General features: G+C 63.9%; 17 protein-coding genes. 7 read left to right on the plus strand and 10 right to left on the minus strand.

What is annotated here, in order from left to right; all coding sequences use genetic code 11:
- Window positions 1-821 precede the first annotated feature (821 nt).
- The 3 genes from GF068_RS46790 to GF068_RS42790 all read left to right on the plus strand — a co-directional run bounded on the left by GF068_RS46790 (window position 822) and on the right by GF068_RS42790 (window position 2,858).
- Window positions 822-944, plus strand: a complete 123-nt coding sequence (locus GF068_RS46790) for a hypothetical protein (protein WP_275939365.1) — start codon at window positions 822-824, stop codon at window positions 942-944.
- A 64-nt stretch (window positions 945-1,008) separates the two neighbouring features.
- Window positions 1,009-2,154 carry a DUF262 domain-containing protein gene (locus GF068_RS42785; RefSeq protein ID WP_170320052.1) on the plus strand — a complete coding sequence of 382 codons (1,146 nt, stop codon included), beginning with the start codon at window positions 1,009-1,011 and terminating at the stop codon, window positions 2,152-2,154.
- 17 nt (window positions 2,155-2,171) lie between these two features.
- A complete protein-coding gene (locus GF068_RS42790) occupies window positions 2,172-2,858 on the plus strand; it encodes an MAE_28990/MAE_18760 family HEPN-like nuclease (protein ID WP_153825351.1) in 687 nt (228 codons plus the stop codon).
- On the opposite strand, the gene GF068_RS47570 is transcribed toward GF068_RS42790, so the two are convergent.
- The 9 genes from GF068_RS47570 to GF068_RS42835 all read right to left on the minus strand — a co-directional run bounded on the left by GF068_RS47570 (window position 2,847) and on the right by GF068_RS42835 (window position 10,584).
- The gene (locus GF068_RS47570; protein ID WP_153825352.1) at window positions 2,847-4,208 is read right to left on the minus strand and encodes a DNA methyltransferase; all 1,362 of its coding nucleotides are present in this window, start codon (window positions 4,206-4,208) and stop codon (window positions 2,847-2,849) included. The genes GF068_RS42790 and GF068_RS47570 overlap by 12 nt on opposite strands.
- 120 nt (window positions 4,209-4,328) lie before the next feature.
- Window positions 4,329-4,589, minus strand: a complete 261-nt coding sequence (locus tag GF068_RS42800) for a hypothetical protein (protein WP_153825353.1) — start codon at window positions 4,587-4,589, stop codon at window positions 4,329-4,331.
- Between the two features lie 151 nt (window positions 4,590-4,740).
- Window positions 4,741-5,082: a hypothetical protein gene (locus GF068_RS42805; RefSeq protein ID WP_153825354.1), complete on the minus strand. Its 342-nt coding sequence runs from the start codon at window positions 5,080-5,082 to the stop codon at window positions 4,741-4,743.
- Window positions 5,083-5,106: 24 nt separating this feature from the next.
- Complete coding sequence (locus GF068_RS42810; protein ID WP_153825355.1) at window positions 5,107-5,730, minus strand: hypothetical protein; 624 nt, start codon at window positions 5,728-5,730, stop codon at window positions 5,107-5,109.
- Window positions 5,731-5,939: 209 nt separating this feature from the next.
- Window positions 5,940-6,665 (minus strand): hypothetical protein, encoded by a 726-nt coding sequence (locus GF068_RS42815; RefSeq protein ID WP_153825356.1) that lies wholly within the window; start codon window positions 6,663-6,665, stop codon window positions 5,940-5,942.
- A gap of 9 nt (window positions 6,666-6,674) precedes the next feature.
- A complete protein-coding gene (locus GF068_RS42820) occupies window positions 6,675-7,811 on the minus strand; it encodes an RNA polymerase sigma factor (protein ID WP_338046794.1) in 1,137 nt (378 codons plus the stop codon).
- Between the two features lie 44 nt (window positions 7,812-7,855).
- On the minus strand, window positions 7,856-8,956 hold the full coding sequence (locus tag GF068_RS42825) for a hypothetical protein (RefSeq protein WP_153825358.1): 1,101 nt from the start codon (window positions 8,954-8,956) through the stop codon (window positions 7,856-7,858).
- Window positions 8,944-10,032: a hypothetical protein gene (locus tag GF068_RS42830; RefSeq protein WP_153825359.1), complete on the minus strand. Its 1,089-nt coding sequence runs from the start codon at window positions 10,030-10,032 to the stop codon at window positions 8,944-8,946. The genes GF068_RS42825 and GF068_RS42830 overlap by 13 nt, the downstream gene beginning before the upstream one ends.
- Window positions 10,033-10,200: 168 nt before the next feature.
- Complete coding sequence (locus tag GF068_RS42835; RefSeq protein WP_420814186.1) at window positions 10,201-10,584, minus strand: winged helix-turn-helix transcriptional regulator; 384 nt, start codon at window positions 10,582-10,584, stop codon at window positions 10,201-10,203.
- A gap of 50 nt (window positions 10,585-10,634) precedes the next feature.
- Here GF068_RS42835 and GF068_RS42840 point away from each other — a divergent pair, with 50 nt between their 5' ends.
- Window positions 10,635-10,979 carry a nuclear transport factor 2 family protein gene (locus tag GF068_RS42840; RefSeq protein WP_153825361.1) on the plus strand — a complete coding sequence of 115 codons (345 nt, stop codon included), beginning with the start codon at window positions 10,635-10,637 and terminating at the stop codon, window positions 10,977-10,979.
- Window positions 10,976-11,755 carry an SDR family oxidoreductase gene (locus tag GF068_RS42845; RefSeq protein ID WP_153825362.1) on the plus strand — a complete coding sequence of 260 codons (780 nt, stop codon included), beginning with the start codon at window positions 10,976-10,978 and terminating at the stop codon, window positions 11,753-11,755. Before GF068_RS42840 ends, GF068_RS42845 begins: the two co-directional genes overlap by 4 nt.
- A gap of 34 nt (window positions 11,756-11,789) precedes the next feature.
- Here GF068_RS42845 and GF068_RS42850 read toward each other — a convergent pair whose 3' ends face one another.
- Window positions 11,790-12,023, minus strand: coding sequence for a helix-turn-helix domain-containing protein (locus GF068_RS42850; protein WP_153825363.1), 234 nt, complete (start codon window positions 12,021-12,023; stop codon window positions 11,790-11,792).
- 269 nt (window positions 12,024-12,292) lie between these two features.
- Between GF068_RS42850 and GF068_RS42855 the strand changes: the two genes are divergently transcribed.
- Together GF068_RS42855 and GF068_RS42860 are read left to right on the plus strand one after the other, a co-directional pair.
- Window positions 12,293-12,496: a helix-turn-helix domain-containing protein gene (locus GF068_RS42855; protein ID WP_153825365.1), complete on the plus strand. Its 204-nt coding sequence runs from the start codon at window positions 12,293-12,295 to the stop codon at window positions 12,494-12,496.
- A gap of 334 nt (window positions 12,497-12,830) precedes the next feature.
- Window positions 12,831-13,598 (plus strand): lysophospholipid acyltransferase family protein, encoded by a 768-nt coding sequence (locus tag GF068_RS42860; protein WP_153825364.1) that lies wholly within the window; start codon window positions 12,831-12,833, stop codon window positions 13,596-13,598.
- The last annotated feature ends 430 nt before the right edge of the window (window positions 13,599-14,028 follow it).

Here is a 14,028-nt window from a genome sequence, read left to right on the forward strand (position 1 = left end):
CAGAAACCAGAGTGCGCCTCACGCCGCGGCGAAGACGCCGCGACGCGAGGCGCGAGCTGCCGCTGTTGTAGCCGCACCCTCATAGAATTCACGACGGCGCTGTCTCGTTCGCGTTGACACGTTCCGTCTTGCCACTGCTCAAACGCAAGGACGATGGCACCATGGCAACGAGACATTAGCCGCCTTGATCTGTCGAAACTCCAACTGTCGCCGCTTGGCAGTCCCCTCACGTGGAATTCCTGGGGATCGAAGCCTGCTGAGATAACTCGCCGAATGAGCTCATCTTTGACTGCTAGCTGATCGGGAGCCAAGTTCTTCGCCATCGGTGAGCTGATGTAAATTCTCGGTCTAGGTACCATCGGTGCTTCCCAGCGGGCTCGTGGTTTGGCGCTAGCGTGTGATCAGCCTATCCAGCAAACTGCGAACATGTCAAGCACCCACGTTTCTCCGCTTGCCCGCCCGCACGTGACCGGGCCTCGGGCCAAGACCACCGTCGTCTCACCAGCAGGGACATTTCTCTGGCTGGATGAAGGCCCTCGGGACGGTGGGCGCTGCCCCAGGTACTCATGCACTGCGAGTTACTCGCTGACTGCACGTCTGACCGGCGCTGCCCGGGAGAGGGGACCGAGGAACGAGGGCGGAGCGATCCCGTCGCGCTCCCTGATTCCACCTTTTAAGGTGTCCATCCACCCTGTCCCCGTTGACCATCATCCCGTAACCTGGCCGCCACCTGGCCATGAACAGGAGGGACCTCACCGAACGCGACATCACGACGAAGTTCGTCCTCCCCGCGCTGACGGGTCCTTCCACCGGCTGGGACCTTGCCCAAGGAGTTCACCCTCACCGCCGAGCGCGTCACCACCAAGGCCCGCGCCTACCGGCGCTCGCTCGCGCTCGTGGCCAGAGCAGCCGCCGAGAGTCTGATGATGATCTCTGCGCGATAGGGCCCCCCCGCAGTAACTCCACATGGCTCTTGCTTGCCGCCACGTCTTCCCCGATACTCGCAATATGACCATCAGCGCACTGGAGTTAGACAAGCACATCGATGCCACCCGCAACACGATCCGCACGGACAAGCTAGACATCACGTACGGTGAGCTTGCGACGATGTATGAGGGCGGGGAGCTCAAGATCTCGCCTGAGTATCAGAGACTCTTTCGGTGGAACATCGGCCAAAAGACACGATTTGTCGAAACGATGTTGTTGGGAATTCCTACTCCCGCGATATTCGTAGCGGAAGACGACCATGGTCGTTGGGAGCTCGTCGATGGCTTGCAGCGTATCTCGACAGTCCTCGAGTTCATGGGGCTGTTGCGAGATCCAGACGGTAACATCAAACCCCCCTCGAAGCTTGAGGTTCCAAGCCCTCGTATGCTTCTCGCGGGGCTGGATGGGTTTACCTTCGAGGATCTGAGCTATCGATCCAAGATGACCATCAAACGAGCGAGCTGTCGCGTTGAAGTCATCAAGGTTGGCAGCAAGAACAAGATGAAGTACGAGGTGTTCGAGCGGCTCAACACCGGAGGTGCTGTACTTACGCACCAAGAGATTCGAAACTGTATCTTTCGGGCGACAGACCCAGGATTCATGGACTGGGTCGACGACCTCGCACGGCACCAGAGTTTCGCGGACAACCTCGGACTCTCAGAACTCCAAAGAGACAGCATGTTCGATCGCGGTCTGGTCCTGCGTTACTTCACGATGAAGAATGCAGCGGAGGAGTTCGATCATGATGTCGAGCCGTTCATCACAGATTACGTGCGGGGAGTGCTGGAAGGGAAGCGTCCCTTCGAGCGAACCGAAGAGGCCCGCACGTTTCGGCGCACTTTTGATCTGCTGGGCGGCGCACTAAGCGATGACGCGTGGCGCCACTACCGCGACGGCCGCCACAGGGGCGCATTCTCAGTGTACCTCTTCGATGTCCTGTCTGTAGGAGTGGCTCGAAATATCGATATAATCGAACGGCTCACCCTGGAGGAATTGCGGCAGCGTTGCGTTGACGTGAAGACAAATCCGGAGTTCATCAAGAACACCGGACCTGGCGCGAACACGAAACCGAGGACTCTAGCGCGATTTGCAGTTTGCTTTCAGATACTGGGAGCGGGGGGAACGACCAAGAAGCCTGCTGGGAAACGCCGCTCACACAAGGCCTAACGGAAGGAGTCTTTGCCTTGGCCACTGCGCTCCGGAACTTCATCGAGGAACTGGACCTCGCGATCGAGAGGCGTCGTGAGGCCGTGACCATGGTGATCCGCACGGTACAGGAGGTGGAGCACACTATCTACCTGTCGACGTGCACAAGTATGGCTATACCGATGCTGTACGCACAATGGGAAGGTTGTGTCAAAGAGTGCTTCGAGATGTACATTGAGCACGTGTCTAAATGTGGGGCCAAGCAGGCGGACATGCATCCCCACATGCTCGCATTCGCCTGGTCTGGGCAGTTCCAGAGGCTGAGCGGTAAGGGTGGCGTGGAGGGGCGCGTTTCGTTCGTTCGACGCATCCTGGACGGTCTGAGTAACCACATCATTATGCGGAGCGATGAGAAGCGCATAAACACGAAGTCGAATCTCAATTTCGATGTGTTTGCTGAACTGTGCACTCTTCTCTGCCTCAGATGTGAGCACCTGACCGACAGGAAGCGCGCATTAGACGCACTCGTGAACCGACGCAATTCAATTGCTCACGGTGGTAGATCTTCGCCACACACCGTTGACGATGTGATGAGGGATGCGGAGCTGGTGCGCGAGCTCATGGATCGTGTTGGAGACCTAGTTCGCGAAGCGGCTGAGCATCGCGCGTACCTCGCAACCAGCCTGGTGTGCAGCGAAGAGGCGATCAGTCAGCTACTTTCCTAGTATTACCACAGCTTCCCGATACCCATCCTTCTCCCCGTACCTTGCAGACTTTGAGTTTATCTGCGCCAGGTACCTCGTTAGTCGTACCTCGCTCAGGACGCGGCCATAGAGCCCCAAACCGCGACCGATCTCAACATATAATTCCGGCAAGTCTATGCACACATCCTTGTAATATGAGCTTTGCACGACCAGCACTGCGGCCCCGCCCGGCTTTAGTACACGCTGTAGTTCGCATAGCGCCTTCATGCAGTGGGCAAAGTAGGTGCGGTATGTTTTGTAGTAATACGAACGCGAGTCTCGGCTAGGATGCGACTTGACCAGTTCCAACACTTTCCGCACTCCTAAGGGCCAAGTTGCAGGAACTGGCTCAGGCGGCCCCTTGGGAACTATGGGACTACCCATCGTGCGCATGCGTAACGAATGGAAGCGTGTGTCGGTTACCGCTATGCTAAGAGCCGCGAGTTCGAACGAGGTATTGACCACGTAGTCAATGCGTGTGCAATAGGGCGGAGAGGTAAGAACAAAGTCTACCGATGAGTCCCCGAGTTTGAGGTTGCGCGCATCTCGGAGGCCTGTCCTAGTTCGGCTCAACGGAGGGTCGGAGGAGCGGATATCAGCACACATTCGCTCGACCATGGCGATCCATCCCTCTGCCAATCTCGTATCCCCATCTGCATTGATACCGGGACGAATCCAAGTCGGGTTTGTTGTCGTCTTCAGGGAAGCGATTGCTCGTGCAGCTCGCATTAGGGCAAGTAACATGAAGGACGCACGAGGCGGGAGCGTCACGGCGGTCGAGCGAACAACGCGCCCGCCGCTTGTACTCGCCAACTTGGATAGAATCAGCCGCTCCAGGATGCGGTAGGACGCAACCGCCCGCGGAGCGAGCCATGGGGCAAGTGGGTCATCTCCACGCGGCTCATAAGCGCATAACTTGGCCTCAGTTGCGATGCGATAGGCTATGTCTGTGCCTTTTGTTGCATCGTCGGGGTGAACCACTTTTGCCTGTGCGACGAGATTCGCAACGGGGTTGATGTCGAACCCGATGCTATTGAGCCCGATTCGGCTCGCGGCGTAGGTCGTTGTGCCGCTACCGTTCCAAGGGTCTAACACTCGCGCCCCGGGCTTGAGTGGCGCAGCTCTTAATACATCGAACGCAAACTTTGTCGAGAAGCCAGCGTAGTAGGGGTACCAACTGTCTATACCCGCGCTTTTGGGAGGTCGCTTAGCGTCTAGACGCAGTTCAGCCGCGATGCTTTCAAGAGCAGAGACGAGCGTTGGGTTCCTCTTCAGGCTGGTTCGCTTTCCCGCCAAAGTGAGTCTGTCTGCCGCAAGATCCATGCGCCCCATGTCCCTGCCCAGAGTATCTCCTGCCAGTCAAGGCCAATTGTACCGTCTTGTTGCTTCGACACACAACGCCGAAGGCCGGTCCTCGCTTGTTGTGATTTTGGAAACGGTCGCCCTACCCTTTCAACCCCGCGAAGCCGCCTTCACCTCGGGCCGGACGAGCCCCACGAGCGTCCGGATCACGTCCGCGACCGCCATCATGCGATCGAGCCTGCCCTTGGCGTGCGCCTCGCCAACCGGAGCCAGGACGCCCGCAGCCCACGCGTCGAGCACGTCGAGGATCCTCCGCACGTCCGCGGGCTCCAGCGGGGCTCCTGGCCTGGACTTCAGCAGCTCAGGCCGCACGATAGGGATCAGCACCGCGAGCACGTCGGCGACGGCCAAGGCGCGCCGCGTATCGGTTGCCCATGCCTGGCGCTGCGCCGCCGAGGGAGGCGGCTCCAAGCATGCCCTGAGACCACCCGTCGAGTGCGTCGAGCATCCTCGCGAGGGGGATAATCCTTCTTCACGGCTTCCTTCCGGCGTCGCACAAGCCCTACTTCGTCCGCATCGCGGCGACCGTCAGGTTGAACGCCATCCGATGGAACTCCTCGAAGGCTCGCCCGGCCTCCTCGTCGGTCATGGCGTACCCACGGAACACCTTGCGCCCCGCAGCATCGATCGCGCACTCCTCGACGTACACGCGGCCGTCGCTCCCGAGCGCGACGGTCTGGAGAGACGCCCACCCGAGCAAGCCCCGCGTCCCGTACTGCGCGCATTCCTCGGCCGTCAACGCGTACCCGACGAACACGCGCCGCCCCGGAGGCGGCTCGTCCTCGATGCAGACGTACATCGTGCCATCACTCGCGAACACGAGCTCGGTCGGTAGAGTCGCCATTGTTTTCAACCTCCTTCCCTGCACTCACAACGGGATCCGAAGCTGCACCCGCTCGGGTCGCGAAGCGCCCTCGCTCGACGTGAGCGACACGATGCCGCCACCTTGCAGCCGAAGCAGCGCGGGCACGAGCGCTCCCGAATACGACAACTCCGGAAGCCGATCACGCAGACGTGCGACGGAGACGAACCCGTCCGCGTCCGCGCGCATCCGAGACAGCGCGAAGTGCAGGAGCCCCTCGGCATACGCGTCGTCCCCGAGCCTTCGAAGCGCTCCCGCGTAGTTTGCGATGTAGATCGCCGCATCCTGGTAGGCCGCGTCCACGCGCATGAGCTCGAGCAGGAGCAGCTCCCCGCGCTCGTCGTGAGCGACGGCGCCCGCCGAGACGCGGGTCGCTCGCGCAGATCGCGAAGGCGGTATCGGTGGAAGGCGATCCGAGAGGCGAGCCTTGCGGAAGCGCTCGCGGACGCGGAGGACCATAGCGCCCACGAAGGCTCGAACGCGGCTCCATGAGGAAGGCGGATCCACGATCGTATCGCGCGGCGGCTCGGAGTGCGCCACGCTCATCCGCGTCCCGCTCTGCGGCGGTAACGCCGAGCGATCCATCACGGTAGTTGCTGCGTCATCGTCGACGTCCCGAAGGGCGTTCATGGTTCCTCCCTATCGCCGACCCAAGGCGACAAACGCCCCCCAGGAGAGGGCGATGGAAACGTGTGCCCAGAGAAAGCATCCCCATCGCCCCCTTCTGCGGGACGTTTTTCGGCTACGTGCGTCGCCTTCTGGCGCGCACATGGATAAAATTGGGTTGGTCGCCCCGGAGGGACACCAAAAAGTGAATCAGGGAGCGCGGCGGGGTGTGGTCAGCGCAGCACCGGACCGTCGGGACCGAAGCGATGCCCGCAACGGCGGCATTGCAGATAACGCTTCTCGCGGTTCTTGTGGGAGAGCTTGTAGTCGTTCCGGACGACGCGGCATTGTGGGCACGCGAGGCCCTCCCGCGCGGCGGCTTCGGCCATCACGTCGAGCGCGTCGTCATACCGCTTCATCTCCGCCTGTTGGCGCAGGCCACGCTCCCATTCCTCCGCGACGAGCGCGCGCTTCCGCGGGCTCACCGCGGCCTCGATGGCGGCCACCGTGGGGAGCGCCCGCGAGAGGCGCGCCCTCGCCTCGGCCAGGGCCGCGTCGAGCAGCGGGTGCAGGCCGGCATACGCGTCAGCCACACCGCCGCCGAGCCACGCTTCCCAGTTCTCGACGGTCACGACGTGCCCGGTGCCGGTCTCGAACAGCAGGACCGATATGCGGTTGCTCTGTAGCGATCTCGTCACGAAGACCACGTCGTCCAAATGGACCGCTGCCGACCAGATGTCCTGGTCATCCCCCTTGACCCAGGCTTCGACGTGGACGCGGGCGAAGCGCGGACGTTGGGGCCACGCGGCATAGCAGCTCCAGTGCATCGCCGCATCGCAGTAACGATGGAGCGGATCCTCCGGCGGGAGCCACACACCTGAGGTGGCGAAGATCGGCTGTCCCTCGAGCAGCGGCGCTCTGCAGAGCGCGCAAGGCATCCCTCTCCTGATGAGCGCCATGAAAGATACTTACCATGGAGAGGTTGCGCGTCGCTCGGCCCTCACGAGCTCGCCGAGGACGAACGCCCTCACCTTGGGCAGCGGGTTCGACGGGAACCGACGATCGTAGCGCTCGAACGCCGCGCGGGCGTCTACGACGTCGCCCTGCTCCAACGCGCCCACCGCCCGATCCAGCAAGGCCCGAGCTTCGGTGACCGGATCCGCAGGACGCGGAATGGAGCTCGGAGCGCTCGGAGGCTGCGCGGGATGCGGGGCCGCTGTCACCGGCAAAGCGGCAACAGCCGGGGGAATACGCTCGTCGAGGTGGCTCCTCGTGGCCTCGGGCACGACCACCGCGGGACGCATGAGGAGATAAACGAGGACCCCTCCGACAATCCCGCCCGTGATGTTTCCTCCGAGAAACGACCCCACGTCCGGCGCAGCCGGCACCGTCGCCGGAGGCTCGGCGCCCGGCACCGCCGCGGGCGCTTCTGGCCTCGTCGATCCCGGTCCCTGCTCGACGATCGCACGCAGCCGCTCCCGCAGCTCCTCCGGCACGTGCTCCGTGCGCGCGCGAAGGAACGCGAACAGCCCGTCCACCGCGAAAGGCAGCACGACCATGCCGTTGTCGCGCATCTTCCTCTTGATCCGCCGCGTGAAATCCTCCCGCGCGCGCTCGAGGCGATCCTTCACGGTCCGCTTCGAAACGCCGACCAACTGCGCCGTCTCCTCGTGGCTCAGCTCCCCGAGCTCGACGGCCGTCAGCACGTCACGAAGATCCGCATCCATCTCCCCGATGGTCTCGTGCACGAGTCGCTCGTACTGCGCTGTCGCCATGGCCTCCTCGGGGTTCCGCGCGCCGCTCGGCGCTGTTGCTATGTCCGCCTCTGCGGAAAATCCTCCTCGATACTGGTCGCGCTTGTACCGATCGCGCGCCATCCGCAGCGTGATCGTATAGAGCCAGACAGCCATCGCCCCCTTCGCCGGATCGTACCGCGGCAAACTTGCGACGGCCGCCGTCAGCACCTCTTGCGCAAGGTCTCCCACGTCCGCCGGCCGAACGGGCCCCCAGGGCGGGGGGAGACGGGCCAACCATCCAGGCACGCGGAGCGCAAGCTGCGCGAGTTGCTCGCGAGGATCACCTTGGGTGTCGAATTCTCGGGTCACGTTCTATCAATTGGGATGAGCGCCCGAGAGGGACACCCAAATCGTCACTTGTCCTTCGGACGGCAGCAGATCGTCGAGGGGCGAAGCGCCTCCACTTCCCCGATCGGTTCCCCGCCGGCCGGCTGACACGCGCCCGCGTGGTACGTGACGTTCGAGATCGACTTGCTCCCGAGGGCCGGGCCCACGAGGCTCACGTCGAAGCATGCTTCCTTGAGGGACGAGATCGGGTACCCGAGGAGCAGAGGATCGACGCACGCATCATCCTTGTAGATCGAGGCCATCGCCGTGCACATGCTGCCCTCGACCTCGGGCAAACACTCGCATGCGGTACATCCTCGTTTGTCGTCGAACCCGGTATAGACGACGAGCCGATCGGTGTAGTTCTCCCCCTCGCAGGGGACATCGTCCTCCTTATATACGCAAACGCGAAACTCTGGCGGCGGCGCAGGCGCGGGGGCGCACTTCCCGCCCGCCCCGCATCCCCCCTCCCCGCTCTCCGGGTAACCTTCGCAGGCGACCACGGTGAGACCCCACGTCGGCTCGTCGCCCTGCCCGGTGAGGATCTCGAGCTCGTCGACCTCGCAGCCCTCGTCCACGGCCTCCATCGGCCCGATCGTGAGCGACTCGACGCACGGCTTGCCGCCGCACAGTTTCCCGGCGGCGATCGCGTTGGAGCTCGAGCAGCTCCCGTCCCAGTCGGCCGGGGGATCGAAGGACGTGGGGACCGCGTCGGGCGTGCCGCACGCGGCGTTCGCGGCCGTCATCGTCGCCGGAAGTGTGCACGAGCCGGTCGACGGCTTGCAGGCGCAGTTGCAGGCGAGCGGCCCCGCGACGAGATCGGCGTACTTGGTGAAGTGGTGGTGAGGTGCCTCGGGCGGGCACTCGACGGCAGCGCCTGGCGTCCTCGCCACGAGGATCGGCTCGCTCCATCCGAGGGGCCGGAAGGGGACGCACTGGCCGGTGCAGATTTTGGCTTCCATGCCGCCGTCTCCGGCGTCGTCTGCGCCGGCATCGTTTGCCCCAGCATCTCCCCCCTCCGGGCCCCCGTCGCCCTTCTCGTAGATGGATATCGTCCCATTCCCGCACGCCAGCGGCATCAGAACGAGGACGAACAAGAGCGCTCGACGAACATTCACGGGTTCCATGTCACACCTATACCTACAGATGGTAATAAGCCAGGTGTCGTCCAGAGTATGCGCGCTGCTGGTGAGGCGGTAGACGTGTACTCCGCGTTGGCTCCGCGCAGTTTGAAGAGGACCTCAGCATACCCGCGCAGCGCAACGTGCTGGGAAAGCGGCAGGTCGTAGGATCCACGCAGTCCCACGCCGCCAAACGGCTGGGCTGCGTCGGTTCGGACTTCCAAGGTGTCGTCCAAGGCGACTTGATAAAATCCACCAGCGATGGGAGCACAGACGCGTCCGCGTTCTCGGATCACGAGGCACGGCAGGGCGCTCCCGGTCGCAAGCCACGTTCGGACGGGCACGTCGTCCAGGTCCCCGCGGTGATCGACCACGCCGCGCAGCTCGACGCCGAGAGAGAACCACGGCCACCGCAGGGCGACTTGAAAAGCCCCGCCCAAGGCAACGCCCGGCGTATCGAGAGGCGCCACGACGAACGCCGCCGAGAGCTCGGTACGGAAGGGCGGAGCGTTGTCAGGAGGAGCCGGAACATCCAGAAACGGCGCAAGCTCGTCTCGGGACCGTTGACGGAGCTGTGGAAGCGGCGCCGCCAGGGGGGGCTCTGGTGCCGGAGCCACCGGAGGCGGCGGGGCCTTTGGCGTCTCGGGGACCACCGGAGGCGACGGCGAGACCAGGAGCGTCCACGCCTCCGGCGTCTCGCCCTTGGGCGTCATGAACCGCGCGTAGATCATGAGCGCGACGTCCTCGACGAGCTCGTCGCACTTCCACCGCGGGGTCGCGGTCTCCTCCCATTGGATCGCGCCCTGATCGTCTCGCGCGACGAGCGCGGCCTCCAGGCGTCCAGCGGCGCGGCGCACCGTCACGGAGAGGGACGCGCGCGCCGCGTCGGGGAAGGCGTCGTACCGGAACTTCGCGCTCGTCAGCTCCGCGAGGGCGGAGCTTGCGGGGCACTTCGCTCCGGGGGGCGCGGCGTACTCGAGCCGAAACGCGACGCGCGGCGCCGCTGGCGCATCGTCGGCCATCGCGGGCGGCGCGAGCATCACCAGGGCAAGCGTCAGCAGGTCTGCGTAGGCGCGGCGCATCGATCCTCGGACGAACCGAGGCTACCAGGAAGCGCGGGAAATCCGCAAGATGGTCCCTCCTGGTTTGGCCCGACCACACTCGTGTGCCCGGTGAAACTGCTGATCATGCATCGACGGGACCTTGAACGCCCAGAATCCGTCATCGAAGATGCACACGCGCGGCGAACGTTACTGACTACTCCTCGGCGAGCGGCGCTGGCGCTTCGGCGTTGGGCGCTTCTCGGCCCAAGTGAGCAGTTCGTCGAGCGCGGGGCACAGCGACTGGCCCCAGTCGGTCAGGTGGTACTCGACCTTGGGCGGCACCTGCGCGTGGACGATGCGCGCGACGATGCCGTCCTGCTCGAGCTGCCGAAGCTGCTGGCTCAGCATTTTCTGCGAGACGGCCGGGATGGCACGCTCCAGCTCGGAGAACCGCAGCTTCTTGCCGCCGAACAGGTGGAAAAGAATCACCAGCTTCCAACGACCCTCGAGCATCTGGATGGCGTCCTCGATGCCGCTGGCCGCTGATGCGGGCGTGTGATGGTCATGCTTACCCAAAGGTATGTACCCCACTTTTTGGTGCGTTCTTGCGCAATCGAAATCTACTCCTTAAAGGAGGGGATATGCAAACGAACCCCACGAGCTCTCTCGATCTGCCGGCGCCGATCGCGAGCTACTTCGCCAACGAGACGACCGACTCGCAGGCCGTAGCCCGGTGTTTCACCGAGGACGCCCTCGTCGTGGACGAGCGACACGAGCATCGCGGTCGCGCTGCCATCGCGGCCTGGAACGCCGATGCCACCGCAAAATTCTCGTTCAACACCGAGCTGCTCGCGGCAGAGACGGACGGCGCGTGCACCACGGTCCGCGCGAAGGTGACGGGCAACTTTCCGGGGAGCTCCATCGAGCTTCGCTACCGCTTCACCCTCGCGGGCGATCTGATCGCCCGGCTGGAGATCACGCCATGAGCTTCGACCTCGAACTTCAGAATCGACGCGCGCTCGTCACGGGCGGCACCAAGGGCATCGGCGCGGCAGTCGTGAACGCGCTTCGAGACGCAGGGGCCCGCGTCGTCGCTACCGCTCGCTCGGCGCCGAGCGACGCGGACGGTGTGCACTTCGTCGCGGCTGACGCCACCACCGCAGAAGGCTGCGCGCTCGTCGCGCGTGAGGCGCTCGCGTATCTCGGCGGCGTCGACATCCTGGTGCACGTCCTCGGAGGCTCGAGCGCGCCTGCGGGCGGCTTCGCTGCGCTGGGGGATGACGAGTGGAAGAAAGAGCTCGACCTCAACCTGATGCCTGCCGTGCGGCTCGACCGCGCACTCTTGCCGTCAATGCTGGCGCAGGGGTCGGGCGTCATCGTGCACGTCACGTCGATTCAGCATGAACTGCCACTGCCCGAGTCGACCACCGCCTACGCGGCCGCGAAAGCAGCGCTCTCGACCTACAGCAAGGCGCTCTCGAAGGAGGTGAGTCCGAAGGGCATTCGCGTCGTGCGCGTGTCGCCAGGCTGGGTAGAGACGGAGGCGTCCGTGCGCCTCGCCGAGCGCCTCGCCGCCCAGGCAGGCACCGACTACGAGGGGGGCAAGAAGATGATCATGGATTCGCTCGGCGGCATCCCGCTGGGGCGACCCGCGAAGCCGCGCGAGGTGGCTGATCTGATCGCCTTCGTCGCGTCACCGCGCGCAGGATCCATCACCGGCACGGAGTACGTCATCGACGGCGGCACGGTACCCACGGCGTGAGCGGCGAGCCGGCGCGCAGGGGGCAGGCATGCAATCACTTGGAGGAGCTTGGCAGTTCGCGTTCCTCCGTGAGGGCGCTGATCTCCGTGCCGAGTACGCGGGCGACCGCTCCGGCAAAGTGAACTGTCACGTGGAGCTTTGCCTCCAGGATCGCGCGCACGTATTCGCGCGGGTAGCCGACCGCCCCCGCGACGTCATGCAGGGTTTTCCCCTGTGCATACATGAGGAGCGCGACGCGCACGCGCTCCTGCTGGTCGGGCGTGAGCACCGCCGGAATGCTCGCGGGCTCTTGATCGGATCCGCTCTCGACGGACCCTTCGGGCAGATCCGTGCTTTCTTGCCCTGCGGATGCAGGCCGAACGATAGTTGTCATGGGTTGCGACTCCGCTTCGGACGGGGTTGCGGCCAAGTCGCCCCGGGGGATTTCCAGGTCCCCCGGGGCGGCGCCTTTATGTGTTCATCACGAAAATTGTAGAGACGAAGCCATCGAGTGGCGTAAACTACTCCTTTGCCGTGAGTGAGACGCTACAGCAGCGCATGGGTCGAGTCGTTCGGGAGCGACGCGAGGCCCTTGGCTTGACCCAGGAGGAGCTCGGGGAACGCTGCAATTTGCATCGCACCTACATCGGCAGCATCGAGCGCGGCGAGCGAAATCTGTCCTTGCAGAACATCGAACGGATCGCGCATGCCCTCGGAATTCTCGCCTGGGAGCTGGTTCGGGCTGCGGAGGACCGAAGATGACCATCCATAGCGTCTACAGATGACGACTCATAGCGTCTCACTTGTTGGGTTGTCAAAGGCAATGTCGCGGTCACGAAACGTAGAAAGCGGCAAAAGTTGGTTCAATCCTTGGCGGGCTCACCGCCTACTGGCAAGAGCGAGCTCGCGGGGTTCAGCGTGAGCAGCGAGGAGACGGGGCTGGCCTAAAAGGCGAGCAGCGCCCGCGACGCGTCCGCGATCACGTCAACCTGCACGCAACCAGCGGGGATTGTTCTTTTTTACCCGTCGACGCGGGGCTGAACCTCGTTCAGCTTTTGCCTTGATGTTCCTATGAGGAGCGTGAAAGACTGTACTCATGAGCGTCCGGCGGTTCTGGCAGCTCCTCGCGAGCTGGATTTGTGGGATCGTGATCGGGATCGTGGGCTCTACGATCACCCTCCTGACGTTCGGCGCCTTCTCGCGAACGTTGTCACCCTGGATCGTGCGGACGTGGGGGAAGTCGATGCTGCGGCTCGCGCGGGTCACGGTCTCGGTCGAGGGCGCCGAGCACCTCTCCTCGGACACGATGAAGATCGCGACGTTCAACCACGGGTCGCTGCTCGACTCTTTCCTCATCGCGTCGATCATGCCGAGCGGGAGCGTCGCCGCGGTCAAGCGGGAGATGTTCTACTACCCGATCCTCGGTCTCACCATGTACCTCTGCGGTTTCGTTTTTCTGGACCGGCGCAACAGCGCCCGCAGCCGAAAGCAGATGGCCAAGGCTTGCAAGCGCATGGAGCGTAACCGGCTCACGGTCTTCATCTCGCCGGAAGGGACACGCGCTCGCACACACGAGTTGCTCCCCTTCAAGAAAGGCGCGTTTTTCCTCGCGCTCGACAGCGGCGCGCCCATCGTCCCGGTCGTCATCGAAGGCGCCTTCGATTTACATCCGCCGAGCCGCTGGACCACCGACCCCGGCCACGTGCGGATCCGCGTGCTCCCGCCGCGTCCGACGGTGGGCCTCAGCGCCGAGAGCATCCCCGACGAGATTGAAGCGCTCCGAAAGCTCTACGCAACCGAGCTCGCGACGATGCGCGCCGAGCAGGGCAAACCCGTGATTGCACCTGTCGCGCGTGCTGCTTGATGTGACGGCCTCGCGTCCCTCCCCGGGCAACGTTCGTGACATAGGCGCCAGGATCTCGCGTACGTTCAGCCACCGAAATCCCGCACTGCCCTTGCTCACGCCAAGAGGTACTGGTCGACGCGTCGTGGTGCGAAGCATCGCGACGGAGGAGCTTCGATGCAGTCCCCTGCGTATATTTTGTTCGCGATGTCCTTTGGTTTCACCGCTTGCAGCGGACCCACGCCGAACACGGTGATCCACGCCGCCACCGGCGATGCGGCACTCATGCCCGTGACGTGGGGGGCCAACGCTCCCCCTGCCACCCCCCTCTGTGCCAACATCCGATGAGACAGCGCTCCTCCCGAAATTAGTGTAGAGAAGAGGGCGGAGACTGGACCTGACCCGCGTGCCCAAACCTTCCCATCTTCGATCCATCGATTCTACCTCCGCC

Origin of the sequence: Polyangium spumosum (assembly GCF_009649845.1) — a bacterium.
GTDB classification, from domain to species: domain Bacteria; phylum Myxococcota_A; class Polyangia; order Polyangiales; family Polyangiaceae; genus Polyangium; species Polyangium spumosum.